The organism is Bacillus sp. FSL K6-0994 (genome assembly GCF_038630815.1).
Lineage (GTDB): Bacteria > Bacillota > Bacilli > Bacillales > Bacillaceae > Bacillus > Bacillus safensis.
In genome coordinates, this window is the sequence record NZ_CP152043.1 from 2,690,583 (window position 1) to 2,704,988 (window position 14,406).

16 protein-coding genes are annotated in these 14,406 nt (G+C 40.9%); 5 read left to right on the forward strand and 11 right to left on the reverse strand.

The window, feature by feature from the left end:
* Nucleotides 1-35: 35 nt before the first annotated feature.
* Nucleotides 36-839: an STAS domain-containing protein gene (locus tag MHB69_RS13910; protein WP_024426208.1), complete on the forward strand. Its 804-nt coding sequence runs from the start codon at nt 36-38 to the stop codon at nt 837-839.
* Between the two features lie 86 nt (nt 840-925).
* The gene (locus tag MHB69_RS13915) at nt 926-1,624 is read left to right on the forward strand and encodes a hypothetical protein (protein WP_342495695.1); all 699 of its coding nucleotides are present in this window, start codon (nt 926-928) and stop codon (nt 1,622-1,624) included.
* A 65-nt stretch (nt 1,625-1,689) separates the two neighbouring features.
* On the opposite strand, the gene MHB69_RS13920 is transcribed toward MHB69_RS13915, so the two are convergent.
* From MHB69_RS13920 to MHB69_RS13950, 7 genes are all read right to left on the reverse strand, one after another.
* Nucleotides 1,690-3,000 carry an ABC transporter permease gene (locus MHB69_RS13920; RefSeq protein ID WP_061109505.1) on the reverse strand — a complete coding sequence of 437 codons (1,311 nt, stop codon included), beginning with the start codon at nt 2,998-3,000 and terminating at the stop codon, nt 1,690-1,692.
* On the reverse strand, nt 2,990-3,688 hold the full coding sequence (locus tag MHB69_RS13925; protein ID WP_024424897.1) for an ABC transporter ATP-binding protein: 699 nt from the start codon (nt 3,686-3,688) through the stop codon (nt 2,990-2,992). Before MHB69_RS13925 ends, MHB69_RS13920 begins: the two co-directional genes overlap by 11 nt.
* 21 nt (nt 3,689-3,709) lie before the next feature.
* Nucleotides 3,710-4,696 carry an ABC transporter permease subunit gene (locus MHB69_RS13930; protein WP_061109506.1) on the reverse strand — a complete coding sequence of 329 codons (987 nt, stop codon included), beginning with the start codon at nt 4,694-4,696 and terminating at the stop codon, nt 3,710-3,712.
* Nucleotides 4,690-5,568: an ABC transporter ATP-binding protein gene (locus tag MHB69_RS13935; protein ID WP_144496324.1), complete on the reverse strand. Its 879-nt coding sequence runs from the start codon at nt 5,566-5,568 to the stop codon at nt 4,690-4,692. Before MHB69_RS13935 ends, MHB69_RS13930 begins: the two co-directional genes overlap by 7 nt.
* Nucleotides 5,561-5,953: a GntR family transcriptional regulator gene (locus MHB69_RS13940; protein ID WP_024426212.1), complete on the reverse strand. Its 393-nt coding sequence runs from the start codon at nt 5,951-5,953 to the stop codon at nt 5,561-5,563. The genes MHB69_RS13935 and MHB69_RS13940 overlap by 8 nt, the downstream gene beginning before the upstream one ends.
* A 17-nt stretch (nt 5,954-5,970) precedes the next feature.
* Nucleotides 5,971-6,150: a hypothetical protein gene (locus MHB69_RS13945; protein ID WP_024426213.1), complete on the reverse strand. Its 180-nt coding sequence runs from the start codon at nt 6,148-6,150 to the stop codon at nt 5,971-5,973.
* A 141-nt stretch (nt 6,151-6,291) separates the two neighbouring features.
* A complete protein-coding gene (locus MHB69_RS13950; protein WP_024426214.1) occupies nt 6,292-6,567 on the reverse strand; it encodes a YtzC family protein in 276 nt (91 codons plus the stop codon).
* 152 nt (nt 6,568-6,719) lie between these two features.
* On the opposite strand from MHB69_RS13950, the gene MHB69_RS13955 reads away from it, so the two are divergent.
* A complete protein-coding gene (locus tag MHB69_RS13955; protein ID WP_017358356.1) occupies nt 6,720-7,685 on the forward strand; it encodes a TIGR01212 family radical SAM protein in 966 nt (321 codons plus the stop codon).
* A complete protein-coding gene (locus tag MHB69_RS13960; protein ID WP_024426215.1) occupies nt 7,682-8,254 on the forward strand; it encodes a class I SAM-dependent methyltransferase in 573 nt (190 codons plus the stop codon). Before MHB69_RS13955 ends, MHB69_RS13960 begins: the two co-directional genes overlap by 4 nt.
* A gap of 178 nt (nt 8,255-8,432) precedes the next feature.
* Here MHB69_RS13960 and MHB69_RS13965 read toward each other — a convergent pair whose 3' ends face one another.
* Together MHB69_RS13965 and MHB69_RS13970 are read right to left on the reverse strand one after the other, a co-directional pair.
* Nucleotides 8,433-9,512: a tetraprenyl-beta-curcumene synthase family protein gene (locus tag MHB69_RS13965; protein ID WP_065214492.1), complete on the reverse strand. Its 1,080-nt coding sequence runs from the start codon at nt 9,510-9,512 to the stop codon at nt 8,433-8,435.
* A 30-nt stretch (nt 9,513-9,542) separates the two neighbouring features.
* Nucleotides 9,543-10,322, reverse strand: a complete 780-nt coding sequence (locus MHB69_RS13970) for an alpha/beta hydrolase (protein WP_065214491.1) — start codon at nt 10,320-10,322, stop codon at nt 9,543-9,545.
* A gap of 45 nt (nt 10,323-10,367) precedes the next feature.
* Here MHB69_RS13970 and MHB69_RS13975 point away from each other — a divergent pair, with 45 nt between their 5' ends.
* Nucleotides 10,368-10,883 (forward strand): gamma carbonic anhydrase family protein, encoded by a 516-nt coding sequence (locus tag MHB69_RS13975; RefSeq protein ID WP_024426216.1) that lies wholly within the window; start codon nt 10,368-10,370, stop codon nt 10,881-10,883.
* A 142-nt stretch (nt 10,884-11,025) separates the two neighbouring features.
* Here the strand turns inward: MHB69_RS13975 and asnB are convergent, their stop codons facing one another.
* Nucleotides 11,026-12,924 carry an asparagine synthase (glutamine-hydrolyzing) gene (asnB, locus tag MHB69_RS13980; protein ID WP_046312154.1) on the reverse strand — a complete coding sequence of 633 codons (1,899 nt, stop codon included), beginning with the start codon at nt 12,922-12,924 and terminating at the stop codon, nt 11,026-11,028.
* 148 nt (nt 12,925-13,072) lie between these two features.
* On the reverse strand, nt 13,073-14,275 hold the full coding sequence (gene metK, locus MHB69_RS13985) for a methionine adenosyltransferase (protein WP_034279424.1): 1,203 nt from the start codon (nt 14,273-14,275) through the stop codon (nt 13,073-13,075).
* Between the last annotated feature and the right edge of the window lie 131 nt (nt 14,276-14,406).

Here is a 14,406-nt window from a genome sequence, read left to right on the forward strand (position 1 = left end):
ATTTGATATGTCTTATAGCAGCAAAGGAGGGTAATATGGTCAGCTCGAACATTTTCGGCTTGCAAAAACAGCTTGAACTCATCAAAAAAGCGCTGGATCATGCGCGGATCGGTGTTGTCATTACAGACCCTTCCTTAGAGGATAACCCTATCGTTTATGTGAATCACGGCTTTACACAAATGACTGGATACAAACCAGATGAAATTCTTGGTCGTAATTGTCGATTCCTTCAAGGAAAAGACACGGATCAAAAGCAGCTTGCTTTAATTCGTCATGGAATTCAAAACAAAACACCTATTACCACACAGCTAAAAAATTATAAAAAAGACGGCACTTTTTTTTGGAATGAACTCAATATAGATCCTCTATACATTGAACAAGATGACAAAACATTTTTCATTGGTTTTCAAAAGGATATTACGAAACAGAAAGAATATGAACAGCTCCTAGAAGATTCCTTACAGGAAGTCACCTCTCTTTCGACGCCAATCGTCCCAATTAAAAATGGTGTATCTGCTCTTCCGCTTATCGGAAAATTATCTGAAGAACGCTTTGATGCTATTGTCGCTAAGTTAACCTGTATATTAGATGATTCAAAGGATGATTATTTAATTGTCGACCTTTCTGGTTTAATCGAGGTCGATGATTCCGTCGCAGCACGTATTTTCAAACTGCATCATCTTCTCAATCTAACTGGAACCGAACTGATCATCACTGGGATTAAGCCGCAGCTTGCGCTGAAAATGAAAGACCTCGATACAGATTTCCAGAATACGATCACTTATTTGACAGTAAAAGAAGCCATAAAAGGATTACCATTAGCTGAAAACCCTGTGTAAACAGGGTTTTTTTAATTGAACCGCTCCCCAAAATGGAAAAATGAGGTATGATAGGTGTAAATAGCAATTTAGGGGGGCTGTTAGATATGCTGTTACTCATATTAGGTCTTTTATGTGTTTGTTTTGCCATCGGATATGCTGTCAATTTCTTCTTACTCAAACACCAGAACGAGCTGATTTTTTCAAAGAAACTTTTTTATCCTTTTTTGATCATTGGTCTCTTCTTTTCCATTATGTCATTACCGCTTACTGCTGGAAATGCGCCAAAGGCACAAGCCGATCCATCTTCCGAACAGCTGTTAAAGGATCAAAAGGAACTCTCATCTGACATTTCGCGCTTAAAAGCTGATAAAGAGTCGCTTACCTCCTCTTTAGAAGATGCGGAGAAGGAAAAAGAAAAGCTGGAAAAAAAGCTAGAAACCATCACCTCAGAAAAAGAAACGGTCAAACAGCAAGAAAAGACCATTCAATCGCTTGAAGAGAAAATAGACAAGCTCACCTCCAGCAATGAAACACTCAAACAAGAAATCAAGAATAGCAGCAGCGATACGAAGTCTTCCACCGTCCAGCGCTCCGCACCTAAAGATGAAGGAAAAAGCACAGGCGGTCATGAATCACAAAAGGAAACAAAAAAAGAATCGGCTGCCTGTAACATTAAAGGGAGTGTCAACGGTATTTACCACACACCAAGCAGCAGATACTACTCTAGAACAAAGAATGTAACCAAAATGTTCTGCTCAGTAGAAGAAGCAGAGCGTGCCGGATACAGGGCACCTAAGCAATAGCGATGTTTAATTAAGATAAAAAAGAACCTCCTGAGCACCCAATCGGGTTTACAGGAGGTTCTTTTTTAGATTTCTCTTCTTAAAGCTGCTAATACATTCGTTTTTGTTGCCTTACGTGCCGGGTTAAGCCCTGAGATGATCGCTACCCCTGCGCTGATCACTGTCGCTGTAATGACAAGGCTGAGTGGAATATAGGAAAAAGTAATCGAGAATTGATCGCTTGATCCTCCCTCAGACATGGACGACAAAATGGCTGGGATGATTAAATTAACGGCGAAACTAATCAAATATGAGATGATAATACCGATGATTGATCCGATTACTCCAATATAAGCACTTTCCATTAGGAACATCCGCTTGATAATGGATGGATTCGCGCCAATGGCTTTCATAATCCCAATCTCTTGTGTTCGCTCTGTTACCGCCATGGTCATCGTATTGAAAATTCCGATGGCAGAAATAATGACTGCAATACATCCGACAAAAATGAGTCCAATTTTGAAGACCGTAAAGAACATATCCATTCCTTCAAGCTGGTTCGTCACAGAGATGACTTGATAGCCCTCATCTGTCAGTTTATTCGTGAGCGTACCGACATTGTCGAATTTATCTGCATAAACAGAGGTCATTTTCTCGACATTTCCTGCTTCAGGAGACAGGTCGAGTATTTGACCAAATTCTTTTTCATAAGCATTCGGAATCAGAATTTTATGATCCTCCTGCCACTCCAAATTCGGCTTTTTCAAAACGCCTACTACACGGAAATCAAATGTTTTTTCTTTAACGACTTCACCTTCTTCATTTAGTTTTGGCACTTTGATTTGAATCACTTTATTTAAAATATCCTTCGTGTAGCCTTTTGGCTCCTTCGGTGTTTCTTCCCCATTTGACGTCTGGTTTAATTCTTTTTCATAGGCTTCGCGTTCTTTTTTTGTCCACAGTTGCTGCGCCATATGATACCCAACCACAATTTCGTTCGCTGATGTTGGGACTTTTCCTCGGTCTAGTTCAAGACCTGCTTCTTTTTCTTCTTTCATATCAGTCAAAGCAGCCTGCGTTTCACTTGAACGGTTATCGAGCTCGACGTTAATCGAAGGATTGATTGCCGTTCTTGAGACGACAGATTTCACATGATCATATTTCTTTAAATCATCAATCTTAACGTCTCCTTTTTCTTTTCCTAACACTTTAATTTCTGTGATGATTTGCTGCTTCATAATTTCATCTTGAGCTGATTTTTGCAAACCAAAACCGACAGACGCTAGAACGATTAAGAAAGAGCATGCCATTGTCGTCGCAAGAATGGTCATAAACACACGCAATCTATTTTTCTTCATATTTCTTCTAATGAATTTGACCTGATCTCTAAATTTCAATGGATTGTTCCCCTTTCTTTAATACACCGTCGTGAAGCTGGAACGTTGTGTCTGCGATTGAAGCGACTTCATCGTCATGTGTAATGATGACAAATGTAATTCCTTTTTCGCGATTGAGCTGCTGGATAAAGGCTAAAATTTCTCCTTCAGTTTCTGAATCCAGACTGCCTGTTGGTTCATCTGCTAAAATAATTGATGGATTTAAAATCAAGGCTCTTGCAATACTCACACGCTGCTGCTGTCCGCCTGACAGCTCATTTGGGTAATGTCCTGCGTGATGTTCAAGTCCTACTCGTTTCAGCATTTCTTTTACTTTCGCCTTTCGTTCAGACGGCTTCACTCCTTTTAAAGTGAGCGGAAGTTCAACATTCTCATACGTTGTTAAGCTCCCGATCAACTGAAAGCTTTGAAAGATAAAGCCAAAGTGATCTAAGCGAAAGTCTGCCCATTCTTTTTCATTAAAGCCGGTCACATCGGTGCCATCAATGACAATTTTTCCGCTCGTTGGCGTAATATAGCCTGATATTAAGTTCAATAAAGTCGATTTCCCCGAACCACTTCGTCCAACAATACAAGCAATATCGCCTCTTTTGATGGACAGGTCAATCCCTTTCAGCACAGGAATTTCATTTTCCCTGCCCTTTTTACCAATTTTAAATACATGATCTAATGCTTGAATCTGAATCATCTCTACTCCCCTGCTCTCTGTTTATCTTTTTCTATAGATTAAGAAATAACTCGTTAAGGCGCCTACGACTCCACCGATGAGCATGCCAACGATATAACCAAATATGGAATTATCTGAAGAAAAACCAAACCATCCAAACCCTAGAACACCGAAGACGATGACCATAATCTGAATAGGTCTATCCATACTTGAGTAAAGGAAGAAGCGGCCATTTCTTTCAATTGGATGTTTTATAAAGCTAATTAAGCCAATTAGATAAAACAGAACCACCATGACAATAGGTATAATGATTTTTTCGCCTGAGAACCAAAGAGGATAATCAGATCGGAAAGGTTCATCTATAATATAGTTGATTGGAGATATAGGCGATATCAAATAAGCGAAGCTCTTATCTAACCAACTCCCACTTGTCTTGATGATAAAATCTACATGAACAAGCGGTAATCCGATCACTAAAAAGGGTAAAATAGCTGTGCTGAACCCAACGATTGCTTGCGCAATGGAACTTCCGGTTAAAGTACCCGCTGCAAAAAATAAACTATAAAACATCAAGGAGGACACAAGCGAAATGATATAAACGCTATGAAAGCCAGGTGTCTCTAGTGGGTTAAGTCCTAAAATAAGTAAATAAGTAAGAACATAAGAAACGGCATGAGCGACTGCTATGATTCCAGCACCTAAGAAAAACTTTGTGTGATAGATTGTACTTCTGCTAAATGGCAAGGATAAGGTAAAATCCATCTGCCCTTTATTTCTCTCAAATCCAAGCTGCATGACAGCAAAGAAAATTCCCATTAGCCATGAAAGGGAGAGGAAAGGATCCGTCTTAAAGATATAAGAAAAACGTGGTGCATCCGTAATACATTCTGTATCGTTTAGGCACGTTTGAAAAGACGAATATTCCATTAAGAATGCAAAGGGCGTCGCAAGCGCAGCAACAATCATCACTAAAATGAATGTCAGCTCTGATTGCTTCCACTCCTTATATAATAATTGCCGCTTTACCATCTGCGTTTCCCTCCAAACTTCGCAATGAATACTTCTTCTAAATTCACAGGCAGTTCATGCCATACTTTTGGCTTCAGTGACTTCAAGTACTCTTTAGCTTCTTCGTCGGTTTTTAGAACAAGCGCTGTATAGAAAACGCCCGCTTGATCCAAAATCGCAACGCCATTTTTTCGAATACTTAAGTTCATATCTTCTTCAAAGGCCATTTGGATTTTGACATAGTCATTCTTTAATTCATCTAAATCCATGACACTTGTGAGCTGATTTCCTTCTAAAAATCCAATTCGATTACACATGCGCTCAATGTCCTCTAAGCGGTGAGATGTAATTAAAATCGTTGTTTGTCGTTCTGCCACCTCGTCAATCATCAGCTGAAGAACGTCATTTCTTGTGACCGCATCAATACCATCAGTCGGCTCATCTAATAAAATGACCGCTGGTTTGAGGGCAAAGCTTAAAATTAATGACAGCTGTTTCTTTAACCCTGTCGACAACTCACGATACTTCACTTTTTCCGGAATTTCATAGCGGTTCACAAGCTCATTGGCATAGGTCACGTCAAACTTTGGATACATATGCTTTAACAGCTGGACAAGCTGTCCGTAATTGTATCTGTCAAAGTAAGGATTCACGACCGGCATGAATACAATATTTTGCTTTACTAAAGGGTGGTCTTTCACCAGCACATCTTTAAAATAAATCTCTCCTTCATCCGGAAGAAGAATTTGCTGAATCAATCTGAGAAGTGTTGTTTTCCCCGAGCCATTACGGCCAAGCAGACCGAAGATCTCACCTTCGCCTATTTTGAAGGAAACGTCGCTGAGTACTTCGCGTCCATTTAATTTCTTTGATACATTTCTAACCTCAATCAACTTGTTTTCCTCCTTTTAGACTTGAGCCGATCTCTTCCAGCCATTCCTTGAGCTGATGAATATCTATACCAGCATGATGAGCTTCTATGATGAGTTGTCTTAACTGTTCTTTCATCTGGAGCACCTTCCCTTCATTCAGCTTTAACTGAGCACCTTCTGTTACATACGTACCGCGGCCCCGCAGAGTTTCAATAATCCCTTCCCGCTCTAGCTCTTTATACGCTTTACTGACGGTGTTTGGGTTGGCAATGATAATGGTGGCGAGCTCTCTGACAGAGGGCAGTTTGTCACCAGGCTTCATCACGCCTTTTAAACATAAAATTTTGAGCTGCTCAATGATTTGTTCATATATTGGCGCAGCGCTTCTTGGATCTATTTGAATCATGATGACTCCCTCTTTCCTCATTCATGCTTTTGCAGTCCTATCGCTTGTTCATGTCCTTGCATTAAAGGAACTGAATTGGGTATCAAATCTTTTTGAACTTCAAAACCAATGAAAACAAGAACGAAAAAAAATGTACATGCTAACGCAACAGCCAGCACCATCCACTTCAAATTAATTGGGTTTTTTTCTTTTTTCATGGTTGAACACCTTTCTTCACTTTAAGTGTCTATAGTGTATTAGTTGATGTAGTACACTTAATACAATATAGATACCCAGCATAAAAGTCAATAACTTATTAAGAAAATAAAAAACAGACCCTTAAAAGAAGGATCTGTTCATCATTCATTATCGTAAGAAATCCCTAAAATCATTTGATTTTGTAAGCTCTGAATTTGAACACGTGCCCTGTCTAATCGTTCTCTTTGCTGGTCATTGGCGACATCTTTTAATTTTTCTAATTCGTTGACCGTATTCTCAAGCATGAGCTGTGCTTTAGAAAACTCTTCCTCATTATAATGTTCCTGACGTGAGCTCAAATCAAATTGTTCACTTGCAAACTCAAGGGTTTCCGTACTTTTTTGAATAAATTCATCAATCGACTGCCTTGTTGCCATCTTACATTCCCTCCATTTCATCATCGCTCCCGCCTATTTTGCCCATGTAAAGCTTTTTCACTAAAGAAAATGTTGGACAGATTCAATTGTCCTCCTTCGTGATTTTTGTTAAACTTTAAGGATGCCTATTATTATGCAAGGAGGTTACTGACTTGGATCAGCATAACCCTTTTTTATATTCAAACAGCGAAAAACGTTATCACACATGGAACTACCATTTGCGTGAACACTTTGGTCATAAAGTATTTAAAGTAGCCTTAGACGGCGGCTTTGACTGCCCAAACCGTGATGGTACTGTAGCCCACGGCGGCTGTACATTTTGCAGTGCCGCTGGATCTGGTGATTTTGCAGGAAACCGGGCTGATGATCTCATCACTCAATTTAACGAAATCAAAGACCGGATGCATACAAAATGGAAAGACGGAAAATACATGGCGTATTTCCAGGCGTATACAAACACACACGCGCCGCTTCCTGTCCTAAAAGAAAAATATGAAACCGTCATGAATCTGGATGGTGTCGTAGGTCTATCCATTGCAACAAGACCTGACTGTCTGCCGGATGACGTAGTGGAGTATTTAGCCGAATTAAACGAACGCACTTACCTATGGGTAGAGCTTGGTCTTCAAACGGTACACGAACGGACAGCTATGCTCATTAACCGTGCTCATGATTATGAATGCTACGTTGAAGGTGTAGAAAAACTGAGAAAACACGGAATTCGTGTCTGCTCACATATCATCAATGGATTGCCTCTTGAAAACCGAGACATGATGATGGAAACAGCAAAAGCTGTTGCGGATTTAGATGTGCAGGGAATTAAAATTCATTTGCTTCACCTTTTAAAAGGGACTCCAATGGTCAAGCAATATGAAAAAGGAAAGCTTGAGTTTTTAAGCCAGGAGGAATATGTTCAGCTTGTTTGTGATCAGCTGGAGATTCTGCCGCCAGAAATGATTATTCACCGTATTACAGGGGACGGCCCAATTGAATTAATGGTTGGTCCAATGTGGAGTGTTAACAAGTGGGAAGTGCTCAATGCCATTAATGCTGAGCTCGAAAGACGTAACAGCTACCAAGGGAAACGTTTCGTCAGATTGGAAGAAGCAGCTAAATGATTTTGAAACGCATGCTTCCTTTTAGTAAAGAGCTGTTAGAACGCGCTTGTCAAAAAGGCGACATCGTCATAGATGCAACAATGGGAAACGGCCATGATACACTCTATTTAGCGGACCTTGTAGGAACTGAAGGACAAGTGTTTGCATTCGACGTGCAAGAGGAAGCCTTGCAGCAGACAAGCAAAAGGCTTGGCGGTCAATATCCTTACGTTCACCTCATCCATGATGGACATGAAAAACTGGCGGATCATCTTCCGAAGGATGTTTATGGACATATATCTGGTGCAGTGTTTAACCTTGGGTATCTGCCAGGAGGCGATAAAGCCGTCACCACTCAGGCTCATACAACCATTGAAGCCATCAAGCAGCTCCTCGAATGGCTCAAACCCGGAGGACTGATCGTCCTTGTGATCTACCATGGACATCCCGAAGGTAAAAGAGAAAAAGAAGTGCTTCTCGACTATTGCAGATCACTCCCTCATGAAGAGGTACAAGTTTTATCATATCAATACATGAATATTCAAAACGACCCGCCTTTTGTGGTCGCCATTGAAAAAAAGCTAAAATGATGTGCATTTTAGCTTTTTTCTTCTTTTCAGCGTGATAGAAAACCTTTGCAGTCTAGGAACGAGCGAGCACCGGAACGGAGCGAATTTGACATTCGTGAGTACCGGCGCGCAGACCTGACACCGAATGCGAGGGTTTGTCTACACGCTGAAGCTCAAATCCTAATGGATTTGAGCTTTTTTATGATGATTTCATCCAAGGCATTTTCTGATAAGTCCGATAGGCTCTTCCGTTAATATAGAAAAAGAACGATGTTTTCCCGCTTGATTTGATAAGCCTTTTTGCCAGCTTGTTCATCTCTTTTTGGGCTGTCACTTTTTCATCGGACAAATAGACCGCCAGTAATCCTCTGTTAATCAATTTGTGAAAGTTTTCATGCGGAATGCCTTTCAGCTGCTCATCCGCTTTTTCAATAAAATGCTGAAGTCTATCCATCATCTCATGATGAGAATCATAGTATGAGCAAAAGTTCAGATCTCCCCCAAGCCTGTCCTCTTCTTGGTCTATTAAATAATCGAGTAAAATGTGCAGACCTTGAATATAAGGGAAATAGCTTTCGTAAATTTGCTTCGCCTGCTTTACTGTAAAATCAGGCTGCAGCGCATACGCCACAAGACAGAATATCCCTAACGTTGATCCCGCACAAGCTGAAAACTCATACCATTCCATCTTCGGCAAATCTTTTTCATATTGGCGGAACCATGACTCTAGCCGTGGTACACGCTCATGGGGAACAACGTGCTTATGTACTTGCAGGTCACTATAGTAATCACACAGCGTGTGTAAATATGGCTGAATGATCGGATAATGTCGAACACGCGTAAGCACATCTTGGCATGTGCGGACAAGCGCATGTAAATATCCATGATCCTCTTGATCATCACGGAATTGATAGTATGGCTTGAGCTCAGCATGAATATCAAGCGCATCTCTCATCGCTTGATGCAGCATATGGAAATCCTTTGGATCAAGCGACGTGCTGCGGTCACAAAGGTTATCTAAGTAATCACTAATGGTTTGATACGCCACAATGAATTCAATACATGTTTCTTTCTCTTCACCTGCCAGAAGAGATAAAATACCTCCGCCTTCACAGTGAAACGTTTTACTCGATATGCTCGCTAGTGCCTGCGTTCTCAGTTCTTCATTTTCAATCATTTCGGCATGAGCCCGCCACTTTTTCAGCTCCTGATGAACAAGCGGAAAAATATCTTTATACACCTTTGTCATCAGTGCAAAAGGACGCTCTGGTACTGACAAATCACTCCACCCCCAACTTAAAGCTCACAATCAAATATATTGATCTGTAAAGGCTCTTGCCGCCTTAAACACATCTTCTCTTTCTGGTTCATTAAAAATTTCGTGATACAGCCCTTCCCATTCACGGTATGATTTATTGGTTGATTCTATGCCATTGAACCATTTAATCACCCTCGTTTTATCCACGATCTTATCATCGCCCGCCTGCATTAAAAGGAGCGGGATCGATTTAAAGACATTCGTCGGCTGCATCGCCGCATCGATATTTTTGATCAGCTCTCGATACCAGCGAACCGACACCTTTGTTACGTAAAGAGAATCATTTGAGTCTGCCTCAATGACCGCCTGATTTCGTGTGGCTAGTTCAATCGACAGCCCTGACTCCACTTTAAAAGACGGTGCCAGCACATTTAGACCTTTTGACGCAAAATCCATCAGCTTCTTCGGTTTAAATTGCAGACCTAAACAAGGTGATGATAAAATAAGGCCATTCAACTTCGTATGGGTATACTGCTTCATCCACTCAATTGAAATGAGTCCACCCATACTGTGTCCAAGTAAAAAAGTAGGAAGCCTGAATGATTTCGCATGCTCGATCCATTCATCGACTGTATCAATGTATTCTTGAAACGAACGAATGTGGCCTCGCGCACGTGTCGATGTGCCTTGCCCAGGCAAATCACCCATGACGACGTGATAGCCTGCATTCCGCCACATTTCAATCAGCCATTTATATCGGCCGTGATATTCACTCGCACCATGTACAATGACAATTGTACCAACTGGTCTTTCAGCATGCCAAGTCCACAAAGTAAACACCTCACAAATGTTGTATTAAGAAAGGAAGTCGAAAAAGTGATTTATCCATATCATCAGTTTACACCTGAGATTCATGAATCGGTCTTTGTCGCAGATAACGCCACCATTACCGGTGATGTCACAATTGGAGAATATTCGAGCGTTTGGTTCCAAACCGTGATCAGAGGCGATGTTGCACCTGTGAGAATTGGAAAGAACGTCAACATTCAAGATTTATCGTGCCTGCATCAAAGTCCTGGAAAAACACTTCTTATTGAAGATGGTGCTACCATTGGACACCAAGTCACATTACATAGCTCAATCATTCGAAAAAATGCCCTCATTGGCATGGGGTCTATCATTCTCGATGGTGCGGAGATTGGCGAAGGCGCCTTTATCGGTGCAGGAAGTCTTGTCCCTCAAGGAAAGGTCATCCCAAAAGGATCACTCGCTTTTGGCCGTCCAGCCAAAGTCGTTCGGCTGTTAACAGATGAAGATATCCAAGACATGGACCGAATCCGCAGAGAATATGTAGAAAAAGGACAATACTATCGTTCCCTTTTATCTCGTTAACATCATACGTGTATCTTCACTTTATCATGTTTTTTTCAGGATATTAAGCAATAACTATGAACTGCTTGTTATTTTACCCTTTTCCGCCACTTTCTATCATGACAAAAAAGGTTTTCAGCACAAAGCTGAAAACCTCTTTTCATTAACTGAAGATGACTTCTTTCGGTTGATGATTCAATTGCTCTGGATCAATACTGCGCTCGACATAAATGCTGTGCCAAATCATAAAAATCAGGACGGTCCAAATCTTACGGCTATGATCTGCTTTACCAGCACAATGTTCATTTAATAAATCAAGCACATACGCTTTGTTAATATATTCGTCAGTTTGACTGTTTTTAATGATGTCTTTCGCCCAAGCGTTCATCTCATTTTTCAGCCAATGACGAATTGGAACAGGGAAGCCAAGCTTCTTGCGGTTTAACACATGGTCAGGCACAATGCCTTCTGCTGCTTTACGCAATAAATATTTCGTTGTGCCATCTTTTGTTTTCAGCTCTTCTGGAATTTTAGAAGCCGCTTCAAATACGACCTTATCAAGGAAAGGAACGCGAAGCTCAAGAGAATTCGCCATTGTCATCTTATCTGCTTTCAGTAAGATGTCCCCGCGCATCCACGTATGAATATCAACATATTGCATTTTGTTAATATCACTGTAGCCTGCACTTTCCTCGAAGTATGTCTTCGTCACATCACGATACGTAATGTTCGGATCATACTGCTTTAAGAGGTTTTTCTTTACTGGCTCTTCAAAGATTTTCGCATTACCGATATAACGTTCCTCTAATGGTGTACAGCCGCGGACGATAAAGCTTTTTCCTTTCATTCCTTCTGGCATTAAGCGCGCCAGACGAAGAAGAAGCTTTTTCAGCATAGATGGAACAGATTCAAATGGTTTAAGAGAAAGCGGCTCACGGTAAATATTATATCCACCGAACAGCTCGTCTGCTCCCTCACCAGAAAGAACGACCGTCACTTGTTTCTTCGCTTCCTTTGCCACGAAATACAATGGAATCGCCGCCGGATCAGCTAAAGGATCATCTAAATGCCAAACAATTTTCGGAAGCTCATTCATATATTCCTCAGGAGAAATTACCGCGCTGAAGTTTTGTAAGCCCAGCTTATCAGCCGTTTCCTTCGCTACATCAACTTCACTAAAGCCATCCTGCTGGAAACCAACAGAAAACGTCTTCAGCTCAGGATGAAATTCCTTTGCGACAGATACGATGAAAGAAGAATCGATACCACCTGATAGGAATGAACCAACAGGTACATCACTTCTCATATGAACTTTCACAGAATCATAGATTGCATCGCGGACTTCTTCAATCAGCTTTTGTTCTTGAGTTTGCTCAGGCTTGAATTGAACCTTCCAGTAAGTCTTAAATTCAATCTCCTGTCCTGGGCGTAAAGTAAACTGATGACCAGGCTCTACTTTGTGCACCTTTTGATCAAGTGTATTTGGCTCAGGTACGAACTGGAATGACATGTATTGCTGCAAAGCAGTCTCATCAAATAAAATGTTCTCGTTCACTGCCATCAAGCTTTTGCGTTCAGATGCAAAGTACACTTGCTCATCCATTTGTGTAAAATAAAGCGGTTTGATGCCGAAAGGATCTCTTGCGCCATATAATAATTGCGCTTCTTTATCCCAAATTAAAAATGCAAACATGCCGCGAAGCTTAGAAGCCGCTTCTTCTTTATAATGACGGTATGTAGCAAGAAGTACTTCCGTATCAGAATCTGTGCTGAACGTATAGCCTTTTTTCACAAGCTCTTCCTTCAGCTCCACATAGTTATAAATTTCTCCGTTGAAAATAATCCAATACTTTTCATCTTCATAAGAAAGCGGCTGCTTTCCGTGCTCAACATCTATAATACTTAAACGTCTAAATCCAAATCCTACATGCTCATCATGAAAGTAACCCTCATCATCCGGACCACGATGAACGATGAGACGATTCATTTGTTTAATTAGCTCTTCCTGTTCAGTAGTTTCGGACAATGGACGGTGATTAAATACACCAACAAACCCACACATATTATTGCCTCCACGTTATGTTATTTCTTAAAAGTAGACCTATAATTAGACAGTATTTTGTCCGATTTTGTTTCACATTTTTTCGCTTTTTGAAGATTTTTTTTTAATCAAAAGGAAAACCGCTTAAAATAAGCGGTTTTTTATGTTGTTATTGTCCCAATGCTTCTTTGCGAAGTGTATCGGCTTTATCCGTTTTTTCCCACGGAAGATCTAAGTCGTGACGGCCGAAATGTCCGTATGCAGCTGTTTGTTTGTAGATCGGACGGCGCAGGTCTAGCATTTTAATAATGCCAGCTGGACGAAGATCAAAGTTTGCACGAACCACTTCAATTAATTTTTCTTCTGAAGCTTTTCCTGTCCCGAATGTATCAATTGAAATTGATACAGGCTGTGCAACCCCAATTGCATAAGCAAGCTGTACTTCACAAGAATCTGCAAGGCCGGCAGCTACGATATTTTTCGCTACGTAACGAGCAGCGTATGCCGCAGAACGGTCAACCTTCGTTGCATCCTTACCTGAGAAAGCACCGCCTCCATGACGAGCGTATCCGCCATACGTATCAACGATGATTTTACGTCCAGTTAAACCAGCATCCCCTTGAGGTCCACCGATCACGAAACGGCCAGTTGGGTTAATGAAGTATTTTGTCTGTTCATCAATCAGTTCACTTGGAACGACAGGACTGATGACATGCTCTTTTAAGTCACTTTGAATTTGTTCAAGCGTCACTTCTGGTGCATGCTGCGTAGAAATAACCACTGTGTCAATACGAACTGGTTTGTTTTGCTCATCATATTCAACTGTGACTTGTGTTTTTCCGTCTGGACGAAGGTATGCAAGTGTTTCATCTTTACGTACTTCTGTTAAACGGCGAGATAATTTATGCGCTAGTGAAATCGGCAGCGGCATGAGCTCTTCGGTTTCGTTGTTGGCAAAACCAAACATCAATCCTTGGTCACCTGCACCAATCGCATCAATTTCTTCTTCCGTCATTGTTCCTTCACGTGCTTCAAGCGCTTTGTCTACACCTTGCGCAATATCAGCAGACTGTTCATCAATTGATGTAAGTACAGCACATGTTTCCGCATCAAAACCATATTTCGCACGTGTGTAGCCAATTTCCTTAATTGTGTCACGCACCGTCTTTGGAATATCGACATAAGTAGACGTTGTAATTTCACCGCTTACTAATACGAGACCGGTTGTAACAGAAGTTTCACAGGCAACACGTGCATTTGGATCTTTCTTTAAAATTTCATCCAAAATGCTGTCTGAAATTTGATCACAGATTTTATCCGGATGTCCTTCTGTCACTGATTCTGAAGTAAATAAACGACGATTTTGACTCATAATGGCTATTTCCTCCTGTACAAGACCACATCATCCCAAGATGAGGCCTCCAATATGATACGGAACTCGTTCCCTCTTATATTTGAAAACGTTTATATTAGAGATGTTATTGGCAATTTGTTCATATGATA

Bases quoted from the DNA above. Each gene is read 5' to 3' on its own strand.
- MHB69_RS13930 (WP_061109506.1), bottom strand. From the start codon at position 4,696: ATGGTAAAGCGGCAATTATTATATAAGGAGTGGAAGCAATCAGAGCTG.
- MHB69_RS13950 (WP_024426214.1), bottom strand. From the start codon at position 6,567: ATGGCAACAAGGCAGTCGATTGATGAATTTATTCAAAAAAGTACGGAA.
- MHB69_RS13960 (WP_024426215.1), top strand. From the start codon at position 7,682: ATGATTTTGAAACGCATGCTTCCTTTTAGTAAAGAGCTGTTAGAACGC.
- asnB (WP_046312154.1), bottom strand. From the start codon at position 12,924: ATGTGTGGGTTTGTTGGTGTATTTAATCACCGTCCATTGTCCGAAACT.
- metK (WP_034279424.1), bottom strand. From the start codon at position 14,275: ATGAGTCAAAATCGTCGTTTATTTACTTCAGAATCAGTGACAGAAGGA.
- MHB69_RS13940 (WP_024426212.1), bottom strand. From the start codon at position 5,953: ATGATTCAAATAGATCCAAGAAGCGCTGCGCCAATATATGAACAAATC.
- MHB69_RS13910 (WP_024426208.1), top strand. From the start codon at position 36: ATGGTCAGCTCGAACATTTTCGGCTTGCAAAAACAGCTTGAACTCATC.
- MHB69_RS13925 (WP_024424897.1), bottom strand. From the start codon at position 3,688: ATGATTCAGATTCAAGCATTAGATCATGTATTTAAAATTGGTAAAAAG.
- MHB69_RS13915 (WP_342495695.1), top strand. From the start codon at position 926: ATGCTGTTACTCATATTAGGTCTTTTATGTGTTTGTTTTGCCATCGGA.
- MHB69_RS13945 (WP_024426213.1), bottom strand. From the start codon at position 6,150: ATGAAAAAAGAAAAAAACCCAATTAATTTGAAGTGGATGGTGCTGGCT.